At 65.6% G+C, this 23,105-nt stretch carries 16 protein-coding genes and 1 tRNA gene; 15 read left to right on the top strand and 2 right to left on the bottom strand.

What is annotated here, in order from left to right; all coding sequences use genetic code 11:
• Nucleotides 1–153: 153 nt before the first annotated feature.
• The 13 genes from DC363_RS05205 (at nucleotide 154) to DC363_RS05265 (ending at nucleotide 16,879) form a co-directional block, all read left to right on the top strand.
• Nucleotides 154–1,542 (top strand): aminotransferase family protein, encoded by a 1,389-nt coding sequence (locus DC363_RS05205; protein ID WP_108640076.1) that lies wholly within the window; start codon nucleotides 154–156, stop codon nucleotides 1,540–1,542.
• Nucleotides 1,543–1,640: 98 nt separating this feature from the next.
• A complete protein-coding gene (locus DC363_RS05210) occupies nucleotides 1,641–3,536 on the top strand; it encodes a trypsin-like serine peptidase (RefSeq protein ID WP_108640077.1) in 1,896 nt (631 codons plus the stop codon).
• 54 nt (nucleotides 3,537–3,590) lie between these two features.
• Nucleotides 3,591–5,054, top strand: coding sequence for a MocR-like pyridoxine biosynthesis transcription factor PdxR (pdxR, locus tag DC363_RS05215; protein WP_108640078.1), 1,464 nt, complete (start codon nucleotides 3,591–3,593; stop codon nucleotides 5,052–5,054).
• Nucleotides 5,055–5,186: 132 nt separating this feature from the next.
• A complete protein-coding gene (gene xsc, locus DC363_RS05220) occupies nucleotides 5,187–6,965 on the top strand; it encodes a sulfoacetaldehyde acetyltransferase (protein ID WP_108640079.1) in 1,779 nt (592 codons plus the stop codon).
• Nucleotides 6,966–7,038: 73 nt separating this feature from the next.
• Nucleotides 7,039–7,968 (top strand): phosphate acyltransferase, encoded by a 930-nt coding sequence (locus DC363_RS05225; RefSeq protein WP_108640080.1) that lies wholly within the window; start codon nucleotides 7,039–7,041, stop codon nucleotides 7,966–7,968.
• Complete coding sequence (locus DC363_RS05230; protein ID WP_108640081.1) at nucleotides 7,965–9,029, top strand: acetate/propionate family kinase; 1,065 nt, start codon at nucleotides 7,965–7,967, stop codon at nucleotides 9,027–9,029. Before DC363_RS05225 ends, DC363_RS05230 begins: the two co-directional genes overlap by 4 nt.
• Complete coding sequence (locus DC363_RS05235) at nucleotides 9,026–9,799, top strand: TSUP family transporter (RefSeq protein ID WP_108640082.1); 774 nt, start codon at nucleotides 9,026–9,028, stop codon at nucleotides 9,797–9,799. Before DC363_RS05230 ends, DC363_RS05235 begins: the two co-directional genes overlap by 4 nt.
• Nucleotides 9,800–9,815: 16 nt before the next feature.
• Nucleotides 9,816–12,650 (top strand): molybdopterin oxidoreductase family protein, encoded by a 2,835-nt coding sequence (locus tag DC363_RS05240; protein WP_108640083.1) that lies wholly within the window; start codon nucleotides 9,816–9,818, stop codon nucleotides 12,648–12,650.
• Nucleotides 12,651–12,737: 87 nt separating this feature from the next.
• On the top strand, nucleotides 12,738–13,523 hold the full coding sequence (locus DC363_RS05245; RefSeq protein ID WP_108640084.1) for a 4Fe-4S dicluster domain-containing protein: 786 nt from the start codon (nucleotides 12,738–12,740) through the stop codon (nucleotides 13,521–13,523).
• Nucleotides 13,523–14,431: a dimethyl sulfoxide reductase anchor subunit family protein gene (locus DC363_RS05250; RefSeq protein WP_108640085.1), complete on the top strand. Its 909-nt coding sequence runs from the start codon at nucleotides 13,523–13,525 to the stop codon at nucleotides 14,429–14,431. Before DC363_RS05245 ends, DC363_RS05250 begins: the two co-directional genes overlap by 1 nt.
• Nucleotides 14,432–14,542: 111 nt before the next feature.
• Nucleotides 14,543–15,454, top strand: a complete 912-nt coding sequence (locus DC363_RS05255; protein WP_108640086.1) for a 2-dehydro-3-deoxygalactonokinase — start codon at nucleotides 14,543–14,545, stop codon at nucleotides 15,452–15,454.
• Between the two features lies 1 nt (nucleotide 15,455).
• Nucleotides 15,456–16,058: a 2-dehydro-3-deoxy-6-phosphogalactonate aldolase gene (locus DC363_RS05260; RefSeq protein ID WP_108640312.1), complete on the top strand. Its 603-nt coding sequence runs from the start codon at nucleotides 15,456–15,458 to the stop codon at nucleotides 16,056–16,058.
• Nucleotides 16,055–16,879, top strand: coding sequence for an SMP-30/gluconolactonase/LRE family protein (locus tag DC363_RS05265; RefSeq protein ID WP_108640087.1), 825 nt, complete (start codon nucleotides 16,055–16,057; stop codon nucleotides 16,877–16,879). The genes DC363_RS05260 and DC363_RS05265 overlap by 4 nt, the downstream gene beginning before the upstream one ends.
• A 30-nt stretch (nucleotides 16,880–16,909) precedes the next feature.
• On the opposite strand, the gene DC363_RS05270 is transcribed toward DC363_RS05265, so the two are convergent.
• Nucleotides 16,910–20,497 carry a hydantoinase B/oxoprolinase family protein gene (locus tag DC363_RS05270; protein WP_108640088.1) on the bottom strand — a complete coding sequence of 1,196 codons (3,588 nt, stop codon included), beginning with the start codon at nucleotides 20,495–20,497 and terminating at the stop codon, nucleotides 16,910–16,912.
• A gap of 120 nt (nucleotides 20,498–20,617) precedes the next feature.
• Between DC363_RS05270 and DC363_RS05275 the strand changes: the two genes are divergently transcribed.
• Together DC363_RS05275 and DC363_RS05280 are read left to right on the top strand one after the other, a co-directional pair.
• A tRNA-Met gene (locus tag DC363_RS05275) sits at nucleotides 20,618–20,694 on the top strand.
• Between the two features lie 78 nt (nucleotides 20,695–20,772).
• Nucleotides 20,773–22,152, top strand: coding sequence for an FAD-binding oxidoreductase (locus DC363_RS05280; protein ID WP_108640089.1), 1,380 nt, complete (start codon nucleotides 20,773–20,775; stop codon nucleotides 22,150–22,152).
• Here DC363_RS05280 and DC363_RS05285 read toward each other — a convergent pair.
• The gene (locus tag DC363_RS05285; RefSeq protein ID WP_158270834.1) at nucleotides 22,149–23,027 is read right to left on the bottom strand and encodes a LysR family transcriptional regulator; all 879 of its coding nucleotides are present in this window, start codon (nucleotides 23,025–23,027) and stop codon (nucleotides 22,149–22,151) included. The genes DC363_RS05280 and DC363_RS05285 overlap by 4 nt on opposite strands.
• Nucleotides 23,028–23,105 lie beyond the last annotated feature (78 nt).

Below are 23,105 nucleotides of genomic sequence, written 5' to 3' on the forward strand. Positions count from 1 at the left end.
CACCCAGCGACACAGGTCGCGCGATTGCTGCGCCTGCATCGGTTTTGGCCTTATCTGACGGGGCACACTGGCCCTATTTGGAAGCGCCCGGAACGGGGATAGTATGCCATCGCGCCCGGATGGCGCCCAGTGATTCCAAGCGGAGGAAAACTCATGGACGGCATGACAGCCAACGATCTGAGCCACGTGGTTGACGCAGATCGCGCCCACGTCTGGCACCATCTGGTGCAGCACAAACCCTTCGAGACCGGCGAGCCCAAGATCATCGTCGAGGGCAAGGGCATGCGCGTCTGGGACCAGAACGGCAAAGAGCATATCGACGCCGTCTCGGGCGGGGTCTGGACGGTCAACGTGGGCTATGGCCGCGAAAGCATCGCCAATGCGGTGCGCGACCAGATCCTCAAGATGAACTTCTTCGGTGGCACCACCGGCTCGATCCCCGGGGCTTTGTTCGCGGAAAAGCTGATGAGCAAGATGCCCGGAATGAAACGGGTCTATTATGCCAATTCCGGCTCTGAAGCGAACGAGAAGGCGTTCAAGATGGTGCGCCAGATCGCCCACAAACGCTATGGCGGCAAGAAGCACAAGATTCTGTATCGCGACCGCGACTATCACGGCTCGACCCTTGCCACCATGAGCGCGGGCGGACAGGACGAACGCAACGCGCAATACGGCCCCTTCGCGCCGGGCTTCGTGCGCGTGCCGCACTGCATGGAATACCGCAAGCATGAACAGGACGGCGCACCGGAGGAGAACTACGGCGTCTGGGCCGCCAACCAGATCGAAGAGGTGATCCTGCGCGAAGGCCCCGACACCGTGGGCGCGCTGTGCCTTGAGCCCGTGACCGCAGGCGGCGGCGTCATCACCCCGCCCGACGGCTATTGGGAGCGGGTGCAGGAAATTTGCGACAAATACGACATCCTGCTGCACATCGATGAAGTGGTCTGCGGTGTGGGCCGCACCGGCGTCTGGTTCGGCTATCAGAACTACGGCATCAAGCCGGACTTCGTGACCATGGCCAAGGGTGTGGCCTCGGGCTATGCGGCGATTTCGTGTTGTGTGACCTCGGAAAAGGTGTTCGACCTGTTCAAGGACGACGCGAGCGATCCGATGAACTACTTCCGCGACATCTCGACCTTCGGCGGCTGCACGGCGGGGCCTGCGGCAGCGATGGAGAATATGCGGATTATCGAAGACGAAGACCTGCTGGCCAATACGTTGGTCATGGGTGAGCGGATGCTGGCGAATTTGCAGGCGCTGGCCGAGAAACATCCGGTGATCGGCGACGTACGCGGCAAGGGGCTGTTCTGCGGCGCTGAGCTGGTGACCGACCGCAAGACCAAGGAACCGATGGATGAAAAGCGCGTCGGTGCGGTCGTGGCGGACTGTATGCAGCAGGGCGTCATCATCGGCGCGACCAACCGCTCGATCCCCAGCCGAAACAACACGTTGACCTTCTCGCCCGCGTTGATCGCCACGGCGGATGACATTGACGAGATCACCGAGGCCGTCGATCGGGCCTTGGGCCGCGTCTTCGGCTAGGTCGGATCCACATTCTTGCGAAGGGCCCGGTTCTTAGGTGGACCGGGCCCTTTGTTATGCGCCATGATGATCGTGATTTTGAGATTTGAGGGATTTCCATGCTCCGTTCGGTTCTGACTGCGCTGGCGTTGTTGCTCGCCACCCCTGTGCTGGCACAAGATTCTTGCGAATACGCCAATGACAACGAATGCGATGAAGCGCGCTTCGGCGGTCAAGGCTATTGCGATGCGGGCACCGATACGGCTGACTGCGCCTTGCTGAGCCGGAACATCACCGACGACAGTTGCACCTTTGCCAATGACGGCGAGTGCGACGAGTTCCGCTATGGCGGCACCGGCGCCTGTCAGGACGGCTCGGACACCGCCGATTGCAACCTGTGGCAGGTCACGCGAGAGACCGACTTTCTCAGCCGCGCCCGCAGTCTGGGCGTGCAGCAGGCGGACATCGAGGCGCTGGGCAACAACACCTGCCGCTGGTCCAACGATGGCGAGTGTGACGACCCGGCCCTGGGCGGCACCGGCGCCTGCGACAGCGGCACCGACGCCACAGACTGTCTGGCGCGCGTCGATCAGGGGACCGCGCTGGTGCCCATGACCGATCCGATCCAGCTTACCCCCAGCGCGCCACAGGTCGGGCTTGTGCCGATGTCCGCGGACAGTTGCGAATACGCCCACGACAACGAATGTGATGAGGCCCGCTACGGCGGCGGGGGCTATTGCGAAACCGGCACCGACACCTCGGACTGTCGCCAGCTTGCGGCAGGGATTGACGATGACAGTTGCCGCTGGGCCAACGACGGCGCCTGCGACGAAGCGCGTTATGGCGGGGGCGGCCAATGTCGCGACGGCACCGATGCCACCGATTGCAGCCTTTATGGCAATTCGCCAGACGCCCGCGCCCGTCTGCTCGACCTTGTGCCCGGGGACTTGCGGGCGCGACTGGGCGATGACAGTTGCGAATACGCCAATGACGGCGAATGCGACGACGCAGCCTTTGGCGGCACGGTTTACTGCGCAAGCGGCACCGACGCCTCGGACTGTCGGGCGTTGGCGCTGGGTGGAGAGGACAGCTGCCGCTGGGCCAATGACGGCGAATGTGACGAGCCGGGGATCGGCACCGACAATTGCGCCTCGGGCACGGATCGCACCGATTGCGCCGCCGTCGCCTATCTGCGCAACCGCACCGACAGTTGCAGCACCGCCTTTGACGGGGTGTGCAACGAACCGGACGGCGGCGATGGCACCTGCCCGGTGCTGTCGGACACGGCCGACTGTCTGGGCCGGTCCCGTCCGGCGGGTCTGGAAAACCACTTCTTCGGCCGCGATGACCGCTTTCTTGTGGATGCCACGCAACTGCCGTGGCGGGCGATCGGGTCGCTCGAATTGCACGACGGCACCTGCACCGGCACCCTTGTCGGCCCGTCGCTGGTGCTGACTGCTGCCCATTGCGTGACCGAAAGCGGCGAGGAAACCGTCACCCCGCTGCGGTTCTCGGCCGGTCTGTCACAGGGCAGAAACATGGGCGAAGCGAAGGTGACCGGCGCGGTGTTCGACCCCTCTTACCGGCCCGACGTGGCGCCCCCGGGGGGCGGCAATGGCCACGACTGGGCGCTTGTGATGCTGGACCGCCCCTTGGGGGATGAGGTGGGCTTTCTGCGGATTCACCAGCTGACCGACGGCAATCTGAGCCAGATCGCGGGCCGCGGGCTGCTGGTCAATCAGGCGGGCTATTCATGGGACACGGGCGACAATCTGTCGGGCAATCAGGGATGCCGCGTCGTCGAAGCCTATGAGGACAATTCGATCCTGCACGAATGCGACACGGCGCAGGGGGACAGCGGCTCACCCTTCTTGCTAAATGTTGATGGAGAATGGAAAATTATCGCCATCGACAGCACGTTCTTCAACCCCGAGGATGACAAGACGCCCTTTGCGGTGGGCAATCTGGCGGTCGACAGTCGGGCCTTTGCGGCGATGGTGCTACAACAGCAATAGCGCCGTGACATAAGGCCAGTTTACCTTCCGAATGGGGCCAGATAACCTGCCCCCATGGCCCTTCCTGTTGAGACATTTTTCCTGCAGCCCGATGCCGAAGGCACCCTGCAAACCCAGATCCGGCAGCTCGTGGCCGAGGGGATCCTGTCGGGCCGCTTCCGCCCGGGTGAGAAGCTCCCCTCGACCCGCAAGCTGGCGGAACATCTGGGCGTCAGCCGGATCACTGTCACGCTGGCCTTCACCGAATTGCTGGCCGACGATTACATCGTCGCGCGCGGGCGGTCGGGCTATTTCGTGTCCGAGAATGCCCCCGAGCCGCCCGCCTTTCCCGCCAAGGGCAGCGACAAGAGCACCGTTGATTGGTCCCGCGCCATCGGCCAGCGCTTCACCTCGGCGGATGCGATCCCGAAGCCTGCGGACTGGGCCAGCTATCGTTATCCGTTCATTTACGGGCAGGCCGATCCGGATCTGTTCGACAGCGCCAACTGGCGGCTTTGCGCGCTCGAAGCACTGGGGCGCAAGGATTTCGACGCGCTGACGGCGGATTATTTCGACAGCGACGACCCGAAATTGATCGATTTCATCGCCCGCCAGACCCTGCCGCGGCGGGGCATTCTGGCCAAACCGGAAGAGATCCTGCTGACGCTGGGCGCGCAAAACGCCCTGTGGACCACGGCGCAGATCCTTCTCACCCAGCGGCGCAGCGCCGCGATCGAGGATCCGTGCTATCCGCAACTGCGCAGCATTCTTGAGCAATCGCGCTGTCACCTGAACGCGATTCCGGTGGATGAACTCGGGCTGCGCCCCGATGCGCTGCCCGATGACACCGACGTCGTCTTCACCACCCCCAGCCATCAATGCCCCACCGCCGCGACCATGCCCATGGCCCGCCGCCGGGCGCTTCTGGACAAGGCCGAGGCGGATGATTTCCTGATCGTCGAGGATGACTACGAATTCGAGATGTCCTTTCTCAAGCCGCCCTCGCCCGCGCTGAAATCGCTCGATCGGAACGGGCGGGTGATCTATGTGGGCAGCTTTTCGAAATCCATCTTTCCGGGGCTGCGGCTGGGCTATCTGGTGGGGCCCGCGCCCTTTATCCGCGAAGCCCGCGCCCTGCGGGCCAGCGTGCTGCGTCACCCGCCGGGTCACATCCAGCGCACGGTGACCTATTTCCTGTCGCGGGGGCATTACGACGCGCAGGTGCGGCGCATGTCCCGCGCGTTCCATGACCGCCGCATGACCATGGACGCCGCGGTTGAGGCCCATGGGCTGACCGTGGCCGGCGCGGGCAGCTTCGGCGGCTCGGCGCTGTGGATGCGCGCGCCCGATCCGGTGGACACCGCCGAGCTGGCCCGCGCGTTGCAGCCGAAGTCCGTTCTGATCGAGCCCGGGCACACGTTTTTCGCCGGACCGAACCCGCCTGCGAACTACTACCGGCTGGCCTATAGCTCGATTCCCGCGCCGCGCATCGAAGAAGGGATCGCGCAGCTTGCGGCGACCCTGCAAGAGATGGGCTGAGCGGCAAAACCGCCCCCGATCATACCCGCGCCGGCGGCGACCACGTGGCCTTAAGACCCGCCAGCAACTGGCCCTAACCCGCGTGGGGCGAAGTCCCTAGTTTGAGCGCAAATTTGCACAGGGGAAATCCGCATGAAAATGACCACCGAAGAAGCCTTCGTGAAAACCCTCCAGATGCACGGCATCGACAACGCCTTCGGCATCATCGGCTCGGCCATGATGCCGATTTCGGACATCTTTCCCGATGCGGGCATCACGTTCTGGGACTGCGCCCACGAAGGCAGCGCCGGGATGATGGCCGATGGCTACACCCGCGCCACGGGCGAGATGTCGATGATGATCGCCCAGAACGGCCCCGGCATCACCAATTTCGTCACCGCCGTGAAAACCGCCTACTGGAACCACACGCCGCTGCTGCTTGTCACCCCGCAGGCTGCCAACAAGACCATCGGTCAGGGTGGCTTCCAGGAGGTCGAACAGATGAAACTGTTCGAGGACATGGTCGCCTATCAGGAAGAGGTGCGCGACCCGTCCCGCGTGGCCGAGGTGCTGACCCGCGTGATCTCTCAGGCCAAGCGGCTGTCGGGCCCCGCGCAGATCAACATCCCGCGCGATTTCTGGACGCAGGTGGTGGATATCGATATCCCCGAACCGATTGAATTCGAAGTCTCCCCCGGGGGCGAAAACTCGGTGGCCGAAGCGGCCAAACTGATCTCGAATGCCAAGAACCCGGTGATCCTCAACGGCGCGGGCGTGGTCCTCTCCAAAGGCGGGATCGAGGCCTCCAAGGCGCTGGCCGAACGGCTCGATGCGCCGGTCTGCGTGGGCTATCAGCACAATGACGCCTTCCCGGGCTCGCACCCGCTGTTCGCCGGTCCCTTGGGCTACAACGGCTCGAAGGCAGCGATGGAGTTGATCAAGGAGGCCGACGTCGTGCTGGCCCTTGGCACCCGCCTGAACCCCTTCTCGACCCTGCCGGGCTATGGCATGGAATACTGGCCCGGGGACGCGAAGATCATTCAAGTCGACATCAACCCCGACCGGATCGGCCTGACCAAGAAGGTTACTGTAGGCATCGTCGGGGACGCGGCGAAAGTCGCCAAGGGCATTCTTGCCAACCTGTCCGACGACGCGGGCGATGCGGGCCGCGATGCGCGCAAGGCGAAGATTTCCGAGACCAAGTCGAAGTGGAAGCAGCAACTGTCCTCCATGGACCATGAAGAGGATGATCCGGGCACCAACTGGAACGAACGCGCCCGCAACGACAAGCCTGACTGGATGAGCCCGCGCATGGCGTGGCGTGCGATCCAGTCCGCCCTGCCCCGCAATGCCATCATCTCGTCCGACATCGGCAACAACTGCGCCATCGGCAACGCCTATCCGGACTTCGACGACGGGCGCAAATATCTGGCCCCCGGTCTGTTCGGCCCCTGCGGCTACGGTCTGCCCGCCATCGTCGGTGCCAAGATCGGCCAGCCGGACGTGCCTGTGGTGGGCTTTGCCGGCGACGGCGCATTCGGCATCGCGGTGAACGAACTCACCGCCATCGGGCGCGGCGAATGGCCTGCGGTGACGCAGATCGTGTTCCGCAACTACCAGTGGGGGGCCGAAAAGCGCAACTCGACGCTCTGGTTCGACGACAATTTCGTCGGCACCGAACTGGATGAGGAGGTGTCCTATGCCGGGATCGCCATGGCTTGCGGCCTGAAAGGTGTCGTGGCCCGCACGCAGGAGGAACTGACCGCCGCGCTGGATCAGGCGATCAAGGACCAGATGGAAAACGGCGTGACCACCCTGATCGAAGCGATGATCAATCAGGAATTGGGTGAGCCGTTCCGACGCGACGCCATGAAAAAGCCGGTGCAGGTGGCGGGGATCTCCAAAGGCGACATGCGGCCACAAAAGGCCTGATCCTCCTTGCACCTTCTGGCCGGGGCGAAGATGCTTTGCCCCGGTTCCAAGATTCAGAAAGGTCCCGGCCCGTATGTCCCCCTTCCTCTCCGACGCTGACGCGCAGCCCCCGGCCCATATCATCGCACAGGCGCAAAAGGCGCCCTCTCCGCGCGTGGCCATCGCCCGCGCCGGTGCGGACCTGCCGATGCTGGCCGCGAAAGAAGCGACCGAGGCGAACATGATGGTGCCGCTGTTCACCGGCGAACGCGACCGGATCGAAGCGGCGGCAGAAGCGCTCGACTGGGACATCTCGGGCTATGAAATCATCGAGGCCGAGGGTGAGTTGGACAGCGGTCTGGCGGCCGCCCGCGCCTGTGGCGAGGGGCGGGCCGATGTGCTGATGAAGGGGCATTTGCACACCGATACCTTCATGCGGGCGGCCGTTGCGCGCGACTCGGGCCTGCGCACGGGCAAACGGTTCGTGCATATCTTCCACATCACCGGCGCGGAAGGGACGGGGGCGATCACCATCAGCGATGCGGCGGTGAACGTGGCCCCCAACCTTGACACGCGCAAGGATGCAACCACGGCGGTCGTGGGCTTGCTGCACAGGCTGGGCACGCCGCGCCCCAAGGTGGCGTTCCTCTCTGCCACCGAAAGCCCGATCGCCTCGGTCCCCTCTTCCGTGGCGGGGCGCGAGCTGCGCGACTGGGCGCGAGAGAGCATCGAAAGTGCGGATTTCTCCGGCCCGCTGGCGTTTGACCTGATTGTGTCGCCGCGTGCGGTTGAGGCGAAGGGGCTGGGCGATGATCCGGTCGCGGGGCGCGCCGATGCGATCATCGTGCCCGACATCGTGGCGGGCAACGCGCTGTTCAAATCCTTCGTCTATCTCGGGGGCGGCTGCGCCGGTGGCATCGTCATGGGCGCCAAGGTGCCGATCCTTCTGACCTCCCGCGCGGACCCGGCGGCGGCGCGTCTGTCGTCAATCGCCTTGGGGGCCATCATGGCGGCATCCGCGTGATTTTGGTCGTCAACGCAGGGTCGAGTTCGATCAAGGTGGCGCTGTTCCAACCGGACCTGACGCAAGTCATGGCCGGTCAGGTGAGCGGGATCGGCGGCGCGCTGGCGCGCCTTACGCTGGGCGCACACGACAAGGACGTCGCCGCCCCTGACCACGACGCGGCCCTGACCGCGATTTTCGACAGTCTTGCGGCGCAGGACGTCACTTCAGACAGGCTGACCGCGGCGGCGCATCGCGTGGTGCATGGCGGCACCTCTCTGGTTGAGCCGCAACGCATCACCGAGGATGTGATCGCCGGGATCGAGGCCGCGACGCCGCTGGCCCCGCTTCACAATCCGCACAATCTGGCAGGCATCCGCGCGGTGCATGCGCTGGCCACTGATCTACCGCAATACGCCAGTTTCGGCACCGCCTTCCACGCGACCAATCCGCCGGTGGCCACGACTTACGCCATCCCCGAGCGGGATCGCGCCATGGGCATCCGGCGCTACGGCTTCCACGGGCTCAGCTACGCCTGGATCGTTACCCAGTTCGAGGACCGCTTGCCCGAACGGTTGCTGGCCTTCCACCTTGGTTCCGGCGCCTCGCTCTGTGCGATCCGGAACGGCAAATCGATGGCCACCTCGATGGGCTATTCGCCGCTGGACGGGCTGACCATGGGCACGCGATCGGGCGCGCTTGACGGGATGGCGGTGCTGCGCATGGCCGAAGTTCACGGGCCTGAAGAGACCGCGCGCAGTCTCAACAAGGACAGCGGGTTGAAGGCTTTGGGCGGGTCCAATGACATGCGTCTGCTGCTGGGGGCCGACTCCGAGGAGGCCGCCTTTGCCGTCGAGCATTTCTGCTACTGGGCGGCGCGACATGCGGGATCGGCTGTGGTGGCCATGGGCGGGGTGGATGCGGTCGCCTTCACCGGCGGGATCGGTGAGAACGCCGCCGAAATCCGCGACCGGATCATGGCGCATCTGTCGTTCCTCGGGGAGCTGCCCGTGCACGTAATCGAGGCCGATGAGGAGCGCCAGATCGCGCTGGATGCGGTCACGCTTGGCGCGGGTACATGACTGGCGCCGCCACACCCCTGCTCGAGCTGACCGCCCTGACGGGGGGCGAGTTCGCAGCCCTTGCGGGGCTGACGCTTCTGGCGGGGATCGTGCGCGGCTTCTCGGGCTTTGCCCTCTCGGCGATGGTGATGGCGACGGCGGTGGTGATCCTGCCGCCGGTCGAATTGATCCCGATGCTGTGGTGGCTCGAGATGGCTGCCTCGCTCATCATGGTGCGGGGCGGCTGGGCGGCCGCCGACCGCCCTATGGCTTACGGGTTGGCGCTCGGCGCGCTGGTCGGCTGGCCGCTGGGGCTGAGCCTGACGCTGGCGCTGCCGGTCGAGACCTCGAAGGCGTTGGCGCTGGGCGTGATCGTGCTGCTGGCGGCCGCGCAACTGGCGCGCCTGCGCATCCCGGGGCTGGCGACGAAGGCGGGGCTTTATGGTACCGGCGTGGCAGCGGGGTTTGCCAGCGGCGTGGCCCATGTGGGCGGCATGGTGGTCGCGTTCTACATCCTTGCCGCTGACAGGTCCGCCCGCGTGATGCGTGCGACATTGGTGCTTTACCTGTTTCTGGGTGCGACAACCTCAATGGTGGTCCTGACGCTGTTCGGCGTGATGGATTTCTCCGGCATCACCCGCGGGCTCGTCTTTGCTGTGCCGACGATCCTCGGCGTGGTGCTGGGCCAGATGCTGTTCACCGAACGGCTCTCTGGCTACTACCGCCCCTTGTGTCTTATCCTCCTGATCGGGCTGGCCTCTGTGGGTCTGGTCCGCAGCCAACTCGTCTGACGTGAAAGGTTCCGATATGCCCAAAGATCAACCGATCCTCGACACATCGCCCAAGGTCTCGGACGAGGTGCGCAAAACCACCTGCTACATGTGCGCCTGCCGCTGCGGCATCAACGTACATATGAAGGACGGCAAGGTGGCCTATATCGAAGGCAACCGCGACCATCCGGTCAATCAGGGGGTGCTCTGCGCCAAGGGCTCGGCGGGGATCATGCAAGTCAACGCACCCTCGCGCCTCAAGGCGCCATTGAAACGGGTCGGGCCGCGCGGCTCGGGCGAGTTTGAGGAGATTTCCTGGGATGAGGCCCTGCAGATCGCCACCGACTGGCTGGCCCCCTTGCGCGAAAAACACCCCGAAAAGCTGGCGTTCTTCACCGGGCGCGACCAGTCGCAAAGCTTCACCTCGCTCTGGGCCCAAGGGTTCGGCACGCCGAACTACGCAGCCCACGGCGGGTTCTGTTCGGTCAACATGGCGGCGGCGGGCATCTACACCATGGGCGGCGCGTTCTGGGAATTCGGCCAGCCGGATTGGGACCACACCAAGCTGTTCTTGCTGTTCGGCGTGGCCGAGGATCACGACAGCAACCCGATCAAGATGGGCATCGGCAAGATCAAGGAACGCGGCGCGCGGATGATCGGCGTGAACCCTGTGCGCTCGGGCTACAACGCCGTGGCCGACGACTGGTTCGGGATCACACCAGGCACCGACGGGTTGCTGATCATGGCGCTGATCCATGAGCTCTTCCGCGCCGGCAAGCTCGACCTCGATTACCTCGCGCGGTTCACCAATGCGTCTTGCATCGTCAACGAGGACCCCAAGTCGGACCAGAACGGGCTGCTGCTGCGCGACGATGACGGCCAGCCGCTGGTGATCGACAAGCGGACCGGTCAGCTCGCGCCTTGGAACGGCGAAGGGGTAGAGCCGGACCTGCGCGCCACCCACCGCGCCGCGGGCATCACCCACCGCCCGGTCTTCCACCTCATGGCGGACCGGTTCCTCGATCCGCAATACGCCCCCGACGCCGTGGCCGACCGCACCGGCATCCCGGCCACCCGCATCAAACGTCTGGCCGCCGATCTGGCCCGCGTGGCGTTTGACGAAGAGATTGTGATCGACCGCCCCTGGACGGATTTCCGTGGCAAGCGGCACGACAAGATGATCGGGCGTCCCGTTTCGATGCATGCCATGCGCGGCATCTCGGCCCATTCCAACGGCTTCCAGACCTGTCGTGCGCTGCACACCTTGCAAATCATCCTTGGCGCGGTGGAAACCCCCGGCGGCATGCGCTTCAAGCCGCCCTATCCGAAACCCGCCCACGCGCACCCCAAGCCCCACGGCGGCGTCACCCCCGGCGGCCCGCTGAACGGCCCGCATCTGGGGTTTGCCCAGGGCCCCGAGGATCTTCTGCTGCACGAGGACGGCTCGGCCATCCGCATCGACAAGGCCTTCACGTGGGACAACCCGTTCAGCGCCCACGGCATGATGCACATGGTGATCTCCAACGCCCACGCGGGCGATCCCTACAAGATCGACACGCTGTTCATGTATATGGCCAACATGGCCTGGAACTCGTCCATGAACACCAAGGCCGTGATGGACATGCTCACCGACACGGACGAAGCGGGCGACTACAAGATCCCGCGCATCATCTACTCCGACGCCTACAGCTCCGAAATGGTGGCCTTTGCCGATCTGATCCTGCCCGACACGACCTATCTGGAACGCTACGACTGTATTTCGCTACTCGACCGGCCGATCTGCGAAGCCGACGCCGTGGCCGATGCGATCCGCTGGCCGGTGGTCGAGCCGGACCGCGATGTGCGCGGCTTCCAGTCGGTGCTGTGCGATCTGGGGGCGCGGCTGGGCCTGCCCGGCTTCGTGAACGAGGATGGCAGCCAGAAGTTCGAAGACTACGCCGACTACATAACCAACCACATCCGCCGCCCCGGCATCGGCCCGCTGGCTGGCTGGCGCATGGGCGAAGATGGAATCCAGCACGGACGCGGCGCCCCCAACGAAGGCCAGCTCGACAATTACATCGCCAATGGCGGCTTCTGGATGAGCCACGTCCCGGACGAGGCCGCCTATTACAAACCCTTCAACCGGGCCTATCAGGACTGGGCCGTCGAAATGGGCTTCTATGACAGCCCGCAACCCTATCTGTTCACGCCCTACGTCGAACCCTTGCGCCGCCTGCAACTGGCGGCCGAGGGGCATGGCCGCGTCCAGCCGCCCGAACATCTGCGCCAGCAGGTGCAGGACACCATGGACCCGCTGCCGATCTGGTATGCCCCCCTGTCGGACAGCCTGACGGACACCGAGACATACGACGTCCACGCGCTCAGCCAGCGGCCCATGGCGATGTATCACTCCTGGGGCACGCAGAACGCGTGGCTGCGGCAAATCCACGGGCGCAATCCGCTCTACGTGCCGACGAAGATCTGGGAAAAACACGGCTTTCGCGAAGGCGACTGGGCGCGCGTGACCTCTCCGGCGGGCGAGATCACCGTGCCGGTCGCCCTTATGGCCGCGCTCAACGATCACACCGTCTGGACGTGGAACGCCATCGGCAAACGCAAGGGCGCCTGGGCGCTGGACAATGACGCGGCCGAGGCCAAACCCGGCTTCCTGCTCAACCACCTGATCCACGAGCTGCTGCCCGAGAAGGGCGACGGCATGCGCTGGTCGAACTCCGACCCGATCACCGGACAGGCCGCATGGTTCGACCTGCGCGTCAAAATCGAGAAGACCGATCCCCCCGCCGACAAACAATCGAAACCAGATTTCGCCCCGCAAGCCTCCCCCGTGGGCAAGGGGCCGGACGTACTGGCCTGGAAGGTCGGCACATGACGCGCATCGTGCCCACTTCATCTGACCCGATAAACTCCCCCGGAGGGCCGGTTTGCCACAGGCGCGCCCCTTCCATGAGGTGCTGACATGACCCAACTTCCCACCGCCACCCAACGCAAGCTCGGCCTTGTGATCGACCTTGACACCTGCGTCGGCTGCCATGCCTGCGTGATTTCCTGCAAGGGTTGGAACACAGAGAACTACGGCGCACCGCTGTCGGACCTTGACCCCTACGGGCCGAACCCGCACGGCACCTTCCTCAACCGGGTCCACTCCTACGAGGTGCAGCCCCCTGACCTGGGCACGGGCACACCTGCCCCCGCGCAGCTGATCCATTTCCCGAAGTCCTGTCTGCACTGCGACGATGCGCCCTGCGTCACCGTCTGCCCCACGGGGGCCAGCTACAAACGGGTCGAGGACGGCATCGTGCTGGTCAACGAGAGCGATTGCATCGGCTGCGGCCTATGTGCCTGGGCCTGCCCCTATGGCGCCCGTGAAAAGGACGAGGTCGAGGGCGTGATGAAGAAATGCACCCTCTGCGTCGACCGCATCTACAACGAAAACCTGCCCGAGGTGGACCGCACCCCCGCCTGTGTGCGCACCTGCCCTGCGGGCGCGCGGCACTTCGGCGACCTCGCCGACCCCGACAGCCACGTCAGCCAACTGGTTGCGGAGCGCGGCGGCATGGACCTGATGCCCGAGATGGGCACCAAGCCGGTGAACAAATACCTGCCGCCGCGCCCGCGCGACGCATCCCAGCGCGAAGAGATCGACATCCTCGCGCCGTTTCTTGAGCCCGTCGCAGAGGAGCCCAAGGGCTTTCTTGGCTGGCTCGACCGCGCCCTTGACGCCCTGCCCGGAGGCAAAAGCTGATGCATCCCGCTCCTTCAGTCATCATCTTCTCGACTCTGTCCGGCCTGGGCTTCGGCCTTCTGGTGTTTCTCGGCCTCGGGTGGCCCGCCCCCACGGGCTGGGTTGCCTTCGTCTTCTTCGCGCTCGCCTACATCCTCGCCGTCGGCGGGCTCATCGCCTCGACCTTCCATCTGGGCCGTCCGGAACGGGCGCTGAAGGCCTTCACCCAATGGCGCACAAGCTGGCTCAGCCGCGAAGGTGTCTGTTCCGTGGCTGCCCTTCTGGTCATGGCGATTTATGGGGCGGGGCTGGTGTTCTTCTCCGACCGTTGGGCGGTGCTGGGCTGGATCGGCGCGGCGCTGTCGCTGGGCACCGTCTATACCACCTCGATGATCTACACCTCGATCCGTGCCGTGCCCCGTTGGAACAATATCACGACGCCAGTGATGTTTCTGACGCTCAGTCTGGCCGGTGGGGCGCTTCTGGCCGGACAGGTCACCGCCGCGATCGTGCTGCTCGTGCTTGGCGGTCTGGCGCAGGGGGCGCATTGGCTGGTGGGGGATCAGGCGTTCACCAAGGCAGGCACGACGCTGGGCACGGCCACCGGTCTGGGGGCGCGCGGCGCGGTCCGCTCGTTCGAGCCGCCGCATACGGGCACCAATTACCTGCTGAAAGAATTCGTCTACGTGCTGGGGCGCAAACATGCGCTCAAGCTGCGGGTGATCGCCATGATCCTGATGATCGTCCTGCCGGTTCTGATCCTGCTGCTGGCCCCGTCCCACCTGTTCGCGGCCGTGGCCGTGCTCAGCCATCTGGCGGGGGTCGCCACCGCGCGCTGGCTGTTCTTTGCCGAAGCCGAACACGTGGTCGGGCTGTATTACGGCCACCGCCGCGACGTCGAAGCCCGCCAACCGGTGCAGCAGCCCTAGCGCCGTAAGGGTTCCGATCCGCGTCTTGTGGCGCGGCGGCTTGGCCCGTAGGAAGGGGACCGTATCACGGGCGGGCCTTGCCCCGCCACGCTGCCGAAAAGGAACCGGATGATGAGCCACGACCTCGACTGGATCGCCGCCGACTGGGGCAGCACGCGCCTGCGGCTTTGGGCGATGGCCGCCGATGGCACGCGGCTGGCCGAGCGCAGTTCGCAGCCCGAAAGAGCACCCCGCACGCCCGCCGAGTTCGAAACCATCCTGCGCGCGCTTGCGGGGGACTGGCTGGAGCGCACCGGCACAATCGTCGCCTGCGGCATGCTTGGCGCGCGCGAAGGCTGGGTTGAGGTGCCCTATCGCCCGGTGCCCTGCGCGGTCACCCCTGCCGCGCTGACCCGCGCGCCCGTGGCTGCCGCCGATACGCGCCCTACGCTTTCGCTGCATGTCGTCTCGGGCCTCAGCCAAGCCACCCCGCCCGACGTCATGCGCGGGGAAGAGACGCAGATCGCGGGGTTTCTTGCGAAGAACGACGGTTGGGACGGGGTGATCTGCCTGCCCGGCACACACACCAAATGGGCCCATGTCAGCGCGGGCGAGGTCGTGAGCTTCCAGACCTTCATGACCGGAGAGCTGTTCGCCCTGCTGTCGGAGCAGTCGGTCCTGCGCCATGGCGTGGCAGAGGCGGGCTGGGACGCAGATGCTTTCGCCGATGCGCTGTCCGACACCATCTCGCGCCCCGAGAAGCTTGCCGGGAAACTCTTCGCCCTGCGCGGCGGCCATCTGCTCGACGATCTGGACCCCGCCACCGCCCGCGCGCGGCTGTCGGGGCTGTTGATCGGGGCGGAACTTGCCGCGGCAAAGCCCTATTGGCTGGGGCAGAACATGGCGCTGATCGGTTCGGACACTGTGGCGCACCCCTATGCCGAGGGGCTTGCGGCGCAGGGGGTGACGGTGCTGCGGGCGGACGCCGATGACATGACACTGGCCGGATTGCGCGCCGCCCATGCCCAGCTTGCAGGCGCGTGACATGACCCGCAACATCATCGCCATCCTGCGCGGCATCATCCCGACTGAGGCTGAAGCCGTCAGCGCCGCGCTGATCGAGGCCGGAATCACCCGCATCGAAGTGCCGCTGAACTCGCCCGATGCGCTGGACAGCATCCGGATCATGGCACAGGCCCACGGCGCGCAGGCGCAGATCGGCGCGGGCACGGTCCTTTCGGTGCAAGAGGTGACCCATGTGGCGCAGGCGGGGGGCCGGTTCATCGTCTCGCCCAACACCGACCCGCGCGTGATCGTCGCCACCAAAAGCGCCGGTCTGCAAAGCTGGCCGGGCGTGATGACGCCCACCGAATGCCTTGCCGCATTGAAGAACGGCGCGGACGGTTTGAAACTGTTTCCCGCCGCATTGGTCGGACCTGAAGGTCTGAAAGCCCTGCGTCCGATCCTGCCCCCGGGCACGCAGGTCTATCCCACCGGCGGGGCGGGGCCCGACAACTTCGCACGCTGGGTTGCGGCTTCGGCGGACGGGTTCGGCCTTTGCTCAGCCCTTTACGTGCCGGGCCGGTCCAACGCTGACATCGCCACCCGTGCCAAAGAGGTCGTTTCTGCCTATGATGCTGCCCTATGATTTTTGACGATAGCACATGCACCCTTGGTGAAGGCCCGCTCTGGCATCCGGAACGGGACGAGCTGTTCTGGTTCGACGTTCTGTCCAAACGCCTGCACACCAAGGGCACCCATTGGCAATTCTCGCGCTATGTGTCGGCGGCGGGCTGGATCGACCGGGACCGACTGCTTATGGCCGACAGCATCGGCCTGCACGTCTTCGACATCGCCAGCGGCACGGCGGATCAGGTGGCCGAGCTCGAGATCGACAACCCGGTCACGCGCTCCAACGACGGGCGCGCCGATCCCTGGGGCGGCTTCTGGATCGGCACCATGGGGCTGAACGCGGAACCGCGCGCCGGGGCGATCTACCGCTATTATCGCGGTGAGTTGCGCCAGCTTTACCCCGATATCACCATCAACAACGCGATCTGTTTTGCCCCTGACGGGGGGCATGCCTATTTCACCGACACCCCGACCAAGAAGATCATGCGTCAGCGTCTGACGCCCCGCGACGGATGGCCCGAGGGCGACCCCGAGGTCTGGCTGGATTTCGGGACCACGGACTGGGGCCCGGACGGTGCGGTGGTCGATGCAGCCGGCAACTTCTGGAACGCCCAATGGAACGCCAACCGCGTGGCCTGTTACGCGCCCGATGGCACTCTGACCCAAACGGTCGCCTTTCCCGCCGCCCAGACCACCTGCCCCGCGTTCGGCGGGACGGGTCTGCGCACGTTGTTCTGCACCTCGGCCGCGGATGGCCTAAACGGGCCGGACGACGGCAAGACCTTCGCCACCGCCGTCGACACGGTGGGTCAGGCCGAACATCAGGTCATCCTCTAGCGAGGCGCGCCCGCGACCGGGTGGCCCCGATCAACCGCCCCAGCCGCCCCCGCCCGGCGTCTCCATGCCGAAACGCCCGCCTGCGGGCAGGTCGATCTCGTCGTTGCCGCGCAGGTCCTTGCGGGTGCCGTCGGGCAGCTCGGCCCAGTTGCGGCCCACCGCGCCATCCGCCCCGCCGTCCACGCCGAAGGGCGCGACCACGCGGTGCGAACACAGGGTCGTCACGGTCACGGGCTCCAGAAAGGTCATCACCCGCCGCGCGCCGTGGCCGCCCCGGTGCCGCCCCGCGCCGCCCGATCCGTCGCGCACCTCGAACCGGTCAAGCCGCACGGGGAAGCGTTTCTCCAGCACCTCCGGGTCGGTCATCCGCGTGTTGGTCATATGGCTTTGCACCGCGTCGCAGCCGTCGAACTCCGGCCCCGCGCCGGTGCCGCCGGCAATCGTCTCGTAATTCTGGAACCGTGCGTTGCCCCAAACGAAATTGTTCATCGTCGCCTGTGAGCCTGCGATCACTCCCAGCGCGCCATAAAGCGCGTTGCAGGTGGCCTGACTGACCTCGGTGTTGCCCGCGATCACCGCCGCCGGATACCGCGGGTTCAGCATCGACCCTTCGGGGGCGATGATCTTCAGCGGCTTCAAACACCCCTCATTGAGCGGAATGGCGGTGCCCACCAACGTACGGAAAACATAAAGCACCACCGCGCGGCAGACCGCAAAGGGCGCGTTGTAATTGCCCGCGTGCTGGGCGCTGGTGCCGGTGAAGTCCACGGTGGCGCTGCGTGCGTCGCGGTCCACGCGCACCGCAACCTCGATCACCTGCCCCTCGTCCATGGGATAGGTGAACCGCCCGTCCGAGAGGCTGTCGATCACGCGGCGCACGCTGGCTTCGGCGTTGTCCTGCACGTGGGCCATATAGGCGCTCACCACTTCCACCCCGTAGCCGTCGCAGATGCGTTTCAGCTCGGCCATGCCGGTCGCATTCGCGGCCACCTGCGCCTTGAGATCGGCGATGTTCTGATCCGGGTTGCGGCAGGGATAACGCCCCGACGCGAGCACGGCGCGGGCCTCGGCCTCAAGAAACCGGCCCGCGCGAACAAGCTGCACGTTGTCGATCAGCACGCCTTCTTCGTCGATGTGGCGGCTGTCAGGCGGGGCCGAGCCGGGGGTGCGCCCGCCAACGTCCGCGTGATGTCCGCGCGAACCAAGCCAGAAGCGCGGCCTGCCCCCCACGAAGACTGGCGTCACCACCGTCACATCGGGCAGGTGGGTGCCACCGTTGTAGGGCGAATTGAGCATGAAAGCGTCGCCGTCCTGCACCTCGGGCCAGCCCGCCATCACCGTCTTGATGCTGTCGGACATAGACCCCAGATGTACCGGCACATGGGGCGCGTTCGCCACCAGATCGCCGTTCCCGTCGAAAATGGCGCAGGAAAAGTCGAAGCGTTCCTTGATGTTGACCGATTGGCTGGTGTTGGCCAGCGTCGCCCCCATCTGGTCGGCCACGGACATGAACAGGTTCGACATGACCTCAAGCACCACGGGGTCCGCCTCGGCGCTGGCCGACAGGGTGCGCGCCTGCGCGTCGGAGCTCAGGATCAGGTTGCCCAGCCGGTCCACCTCGGCCGTCCAGCCCGGTTCGATGACATTGGTGCCGGTGGCCTCCAGAATGATCGCCGGGCCGGTGATGCGGTCGCCGATGCCCATGCCGTCGCGGTCATAAAAGGGGCACTGCCGCGTCTTGCCCGCCATATGCACCGACGCGTGGGCGATGGGCGCGGGCGAGCGGGCGGGGCCGATGCCAAGCTCGGGCAGCTCTGCGCCTTTGCCTATGGCCTCGACGCTCAGCATCTCGAACAACAGGGGGACGTCCGGCGAGGTGAAGCCGAAGCGCGCCGCATGTGCGGCCTCGAACGCCGCCGCCATGTCGGACGCAGCGCCGAAGGGCACCTTGAGCGCCTGTTGGGTGCCGGAATAGCGCAAATAGGCCCAACGCTCGATCACCGGTGCCTCGGACGCACCCTGCGCCCGCAGCGCGTCGACCGCCTCGGCTTCCAGCGCGGCGATCCGCGCTTGCGCTGCGCCCGCATCGCCGTCGCCCCCCTCAAGCGGCGCGTCGAATTGCGCTTCGCGCATCTCGCGCAATTCAGCCAGCCCCATGCCGAAGGCCGACAGGACCCCGGCGAACGGATGGATAAGCACCCGCGACATGCCCAGCGCCTCGGCCACCAGGCAGGCGTGCTGCCCGCCCGCGCCACCAAAACACTGCAAGGTGTAATCGCTCACGTCATGGCCGCGCTGGACGCTGATCTTCTTGATCGCATTGGCCATGTTGTCGACGGCGATGGCCAGAAACCCTTCGGCGATGCTCTCAAGGCTGCGCGGCGCTTCTCCGGTGGCGCTTGCCACCTCCTCGGCCAGCGCGGCGAACCTGTCCCGCACGGTATCCACGTCCAGCGGCTGGTCTCCGCCAGCGCCGAATACCTGCGGGAAATGCTCAGGGTTCAGCTTGCCCAACAGCACGTTGCAATCGGTGACCGTGAGCGGCCCGCCCCGCCGGTAGCAAGCCGGGCCGGGGTTGGCGCCCGCGCTGTCCGGTCCGACCTGAAAGCGGCCGTCGGCAAAGCGGCAGATCGACCCGCCGCCCGCCGCGACCGTGTGAATGTCCATCATCGGCGCGCGCATCCGCACGCCCGCCACCTCGGTCTCGAAGCTGCGTTCGTAGTCGCCCGCGTAGTGGCTCACATCTGTTGACGTGCCGCCCATGTCAAAGCCGATCAGCCGGTCGTGCCCCACGGCTTCCGCGGTCTTGACCATGCCGACGATGCCGCCCGCGGGGCCCGAGAGGATCGCATCGCGCCCCTGAAAGCGGGCCGCATCGGTCAGTCCGCCGCTGGACTGCATGAAAAACAACCGTTCGCAAACGCGGCCCACGTCCAGAGCGCCCGCCACCTGATCCACATAGCGGCGCAAGATCGGCGAGAGGTAGGCATCGACCACAGTGGTGTCGCCGCGCCCCACCAGCTTGGCGAGGCGCGAAACCTCGTGACTGGTCGAAATCTGCGTGAAGCCGATTTCACCCGCGATTTCGGCCAGGCGCACTTCATGGGCGGGGTTGAGGTAGCCATGCAGCAGCGCCACCGCAACCGCACGCAGCCCCGCGTCATATCCCGCCTGCAACGCCGCGCGCGCGGCCTGCTCATCCAGCGGCACCAGAACCTCGCCCGCCGCGTCGAGCCGCTCGCGCACTTCCGCCACCTCGGCATAGAGCAATTCGGGCCGCTGGATGTGCAGGGCAAACAGATCCGGCCGCGTCTGGTAGCCGATCCTGAGAAGGTCGCGGAAGCCCTCGGTGATCAGCAGCAACACGGCTTCGCCCTTGCGTTCCAGCAGCGCATTGGTCGCCACGGTCGTGCCCATCTTCACGGCGGCAATCGAACCGGCCGCGGGCGTGTCGGTGCCGATCAGGTCATGCACCCCCTGCACCGCCGCATCGGGGTAGTGTTCGGGATTCTCGGACAACAGCTTATGCGTGCGCACGCGGCCATCGGGTGCGCGTCCGACGATATCGGTGAAGGTGCCACCCCGATCGACCCAGAATTCCCACTGTTTCGCTGTCATCTCGCACCCCCTGCCCTGTGTCCGGCGACTTGAACAAGGCGGCGGGGAAGAAACAACCCTCAAACTGCGAGAAACGGTTTGACAGGACGCGCTGCTGCGACTATCCCGCGCGCTGTGCACGGCGTTATAGCTCAGTTGGTTAGAGCGAACGACTCATAATCGTTAGGTCCCTGGTTCAAATCCAGGTAACGCCACCACCCCCCCCTTCATCTTCGATCCGGCTTTGACACCAGACGGCAAATCCGTAATCTCGCGTTTTTTGCGGGGGGCTGGACATGGCTTTGGTGACCGATTTTGCCGAGATTGTGGGCGCGAAACACGTGCTGACGGGCGCGGACGTGGCCCGCTGGTCGCAGGACTGGACGGGCAAATATTCCGCCGCGCCGGGCCTTGTGCTGCGCCCTGCCTCAACACAGGAAGTGTCGCGCATCCTGACGCTGGCCAACGCGCGGGGGCTCTCGATCACGCCGGTGTCCGGCCATACCGGGCTGGTGGGCGGCACCTATGCGCCCGACGGGATCCTTCTGTCGCTCGACCGGATGAACACCATTCACGAGGTCAGCGCCACCGCCCGCACCGCGACCGTGGATGCCGGAGTGATCCTGTCCAACCTGCATGACGCAGCCGAGGCCGAGGGGCTGATTTTCCCGCTGACCTTCGGCGCCAAGGGGTCGGCGATGATCGGCGGGGTCATGTCCACCAACGCGGGCGGCTCCAACGTGCTGCGCTATGGCAACACCCGTGATCTGGTGCTGGGGCTTGAAGCGGTGCTGGCGGACGGGCGGGTCGTCAACCTCATGTCCGCGCTGCACAAGGACAATTCCGGCCTGAACCTGCGGCACCTTCTGATCGGGGCCGAGGGCACCCTTGGCATCATCACCCGCGCCGTTTTGAAGCTACACCCCAAGCCCCGCGCCTATGCCACGGCCATGGTCGCCGTGCCCTCGCTTCAGGATGCGCTCGATCTGCTCAACGTCTTGCAGGATGCCTCGGGGGGTGAGGTCGAGGCCTTTGAATACATGCCGCGCCATTACATCGACATGCATCTGTCGCGGATCAACGGCGCGCGCGAACCCTTCGACGCCCCCCATGAGATCAACATCATGGTTGAAGTCGCCACCACCACCGAGCGCGACATTACCGAACTGTTGGAGAATGTTCTAGCCCGGCGGCTTGAGGAGGGAACCCTGCGCGATGCCGTGATCGCCCAGAACGAAGCACAGCGGCGCGAGATGTGGGAACGGCGCGAGGCGGCGGCGGAAATCTCGTTCTGGCGCACGCCGCTGGTGGACACCGACGTGGCGCTGCCGCTGGACCGGATGCCCGACTTCTTCACCCGCGCCAATGCCGCCGTCACCACGCTCGACCCGCAGGCCGAGCCGTTCTACATCGCGCATCTGGGCGACGGGAACGCGCATTACAGCGTCTATCCGTCCCGCGACGATGCGGATCTGCACGACCGGATCATCGAAGCGGTCGAGGATATCGTCGCCGATCTGGGGGGCAGCTTTTCGGCGGAACACGGCGTCGGGCTGTCGAAGCTCAACACCATGCGCCGCCGCAAGGACCCCGTCGCCCTTGATATGATGCGCAAGATCAAAGCCGTGCTGGACCCCGCCGGCATCCTGAACCCCGGCAAGACGATCCCGGATTAAGGCGCGTCGGCGAGCGCATCGAGGATCGCGCGGAACCGGGCGTCAAGCGGGCGCAGGCCGGACCACACAAGCGCTATGTCCGCCGTCGCATGGCGCGTGGCGATGGGCACGCTCACCAGCGGCGTGCCATCGTAAGCGGTCTCGGTCGGCGGGCGCGAATAGCTGATGCCGACGCCTACCCCATGGGCCGCCATGGAGCGCATCATCTCGAGCGAGGTCGCCCGATGCGCGATTTCGGGGGCAAGTCGGACGCGGTCGAACAGCGCCCGCACGAACCCCTCTGACAGGTCCTCGCTCGACACGATCAACGGATCGTCCAGCAAGTCCGACAACTCGACGGAATCGCGCCCTGCCAGAGGGTGATCCTGCGCCACGAAGACGACAGGCTTCACCTGCGTCAGGGTCCGGCGCTCGAACGAGGCATCAAACCCCACGTCATAAGAAATCACCAGATCGGCGCGCCCCTGCGCCAAATCTTCGGCCAACGAGGAAAATCGGCCCTGTCGCGCGGCGAAGGTCAGCGCGGGAAAATACGCCCGCAAGCGTTCCAGCGCCGAGACCAGATACCACGGCGCGATATCCTCAAAACAGCCCAGCACGAAGGGCGGCGCTTGGTCCGGCCCGCGCTCGATCTCTTGTGCGCGGTGGAGCAGGTCGCGCGCCTTGGCGATCACCCCGTGCCCGAAGGGCGTGATCCGCAGGGCCGCCCCCTTGCGGCGGACAAACAGTGGCTGATCCAACTGCGCTTCAACCCTTGTGATCGCCACGGAGAGCGACGGCTGCGACACGTGCAAACGCGCCGCCGCTTCGGTCAAGCTGCCCGCGTCGGCCACAGCGACGATGTATTCGTATTGGCGCAGGGTGTTATATAGCATGGCCCTATGAATAATATGCCCAGACATTATTGGAAGCTAAAAAATACCGCCGCTAAGGTCCCTTGAAATCTGGAGGAT

Source organism: Thalassorhabdomicrobium marinisediminis (genome assembly GCF_003072065.1).
GTDB classification, from domain to species: domain Bacteria; phylum Pseudomonadota; class Alphaproteobacteria; order Rhodobacterales; family Rhodobacteraceae; genus Octadecabacter; species Octadecabacter marinisediminis.

Coding starts and splice junctions, on each gene's coding strand:
- DC363_RS05205 (WP_108640076.1), top strand. CDS start 154: ATGGACGGCATGACAGCCAACGATCTGAGCCACGTGGTTGACGCAGAT.
- DC363_RS05260 (WP_108640312.1), top strand. CDS start 15,456: ATGACCCGCAACATCATCGCCATCCTGCGCGGCATCATCCCGACTGAG.
- DC363_RS05235 (WP_108640082.1), top strand. CDS start 9,026: ATGACTGGCGCCGCCACACCCCTGCTCGAGCTGACCGCCCTGACGGGG.
- DC363_RS05240 (WP_108640083.1), top strand. CDS start 9,816: ATGCCCAAAGATCAACCGATCCTCGACACATCGCCCAAGGTCTCGGAC.
- DC363_RS05285 (WP_158270834.1), bottom strand. CDS start 23,027: ATGCTATATAACACCCTGCGCCAATACGAATACATCGTCGCTGTGGCC.
- pdxR (WP_108640078.1), top strand. CDS start 3,591: ATGGCCCTTCCTGTTGAGACATTTTTCCTGCAGCCCGATGCCGAAGGC.
- DC363_RS05280 (WP_108640089.1), top strand. CDS start 20,773: ATGGCTTTGGTGACCGATTTTGCCGAGATTGTGGGCGCGAAACACGTG.
- DC363_RS05255 (WP_108640086.1), top strand. CDS start 14,543: ATGAGCCACGACCTCGACTGGATCGCCGCCGACTGGGGCAGCACGCGC.
- DC363_RS05225 (WP_108640080.1), top strand. CDS start 7,039: ATGTCCCCCTTCCTCTCCGACGCTGACGCGCAGCCCCCGGCCCATATC.
- DC363_RS05250 (WP_108640085.1), top strand. CDS start 13,523: ATGCATCCCGCTCCTTCAGTCATCATCTTCTCGACTCTGTCCGGCCTG.
- DC363_RS05210 (WP_108640077.1), top strand. CDS start 1,641: ATGCTCCGTTCGGTTCTGACTGCGCTGGCGTTGTTGCTCGCCACCCCT.
- DC363_RS05245 (WP_108640084.1), top strand. CDS start 12,738: ATGACCCAACTTCCCACCGCCACCCAACGCAAGCTCGGCCTTGTGATC.
- DC363_RS05270 (WP_108640088.1), bottom strand. CDS start 20,497: ATGACAGCGAAACAGTGGGAATTCTGGGTCGATCGGGGTGGCACCTTC.
- DC363_RS05265 (WP_108640087.1), top strand. CDS start 16,055: ATGATTTTTGACGATAGCACATGCACCCTTGGTGAAGGCCCGCTCTGG.
- xsc (WP_108640079.1), top strand. CDS start 5,187: ATGAAAATGACCACCGAAGAAGCCTTCGTGAAAACCCTCCAGATGCAC.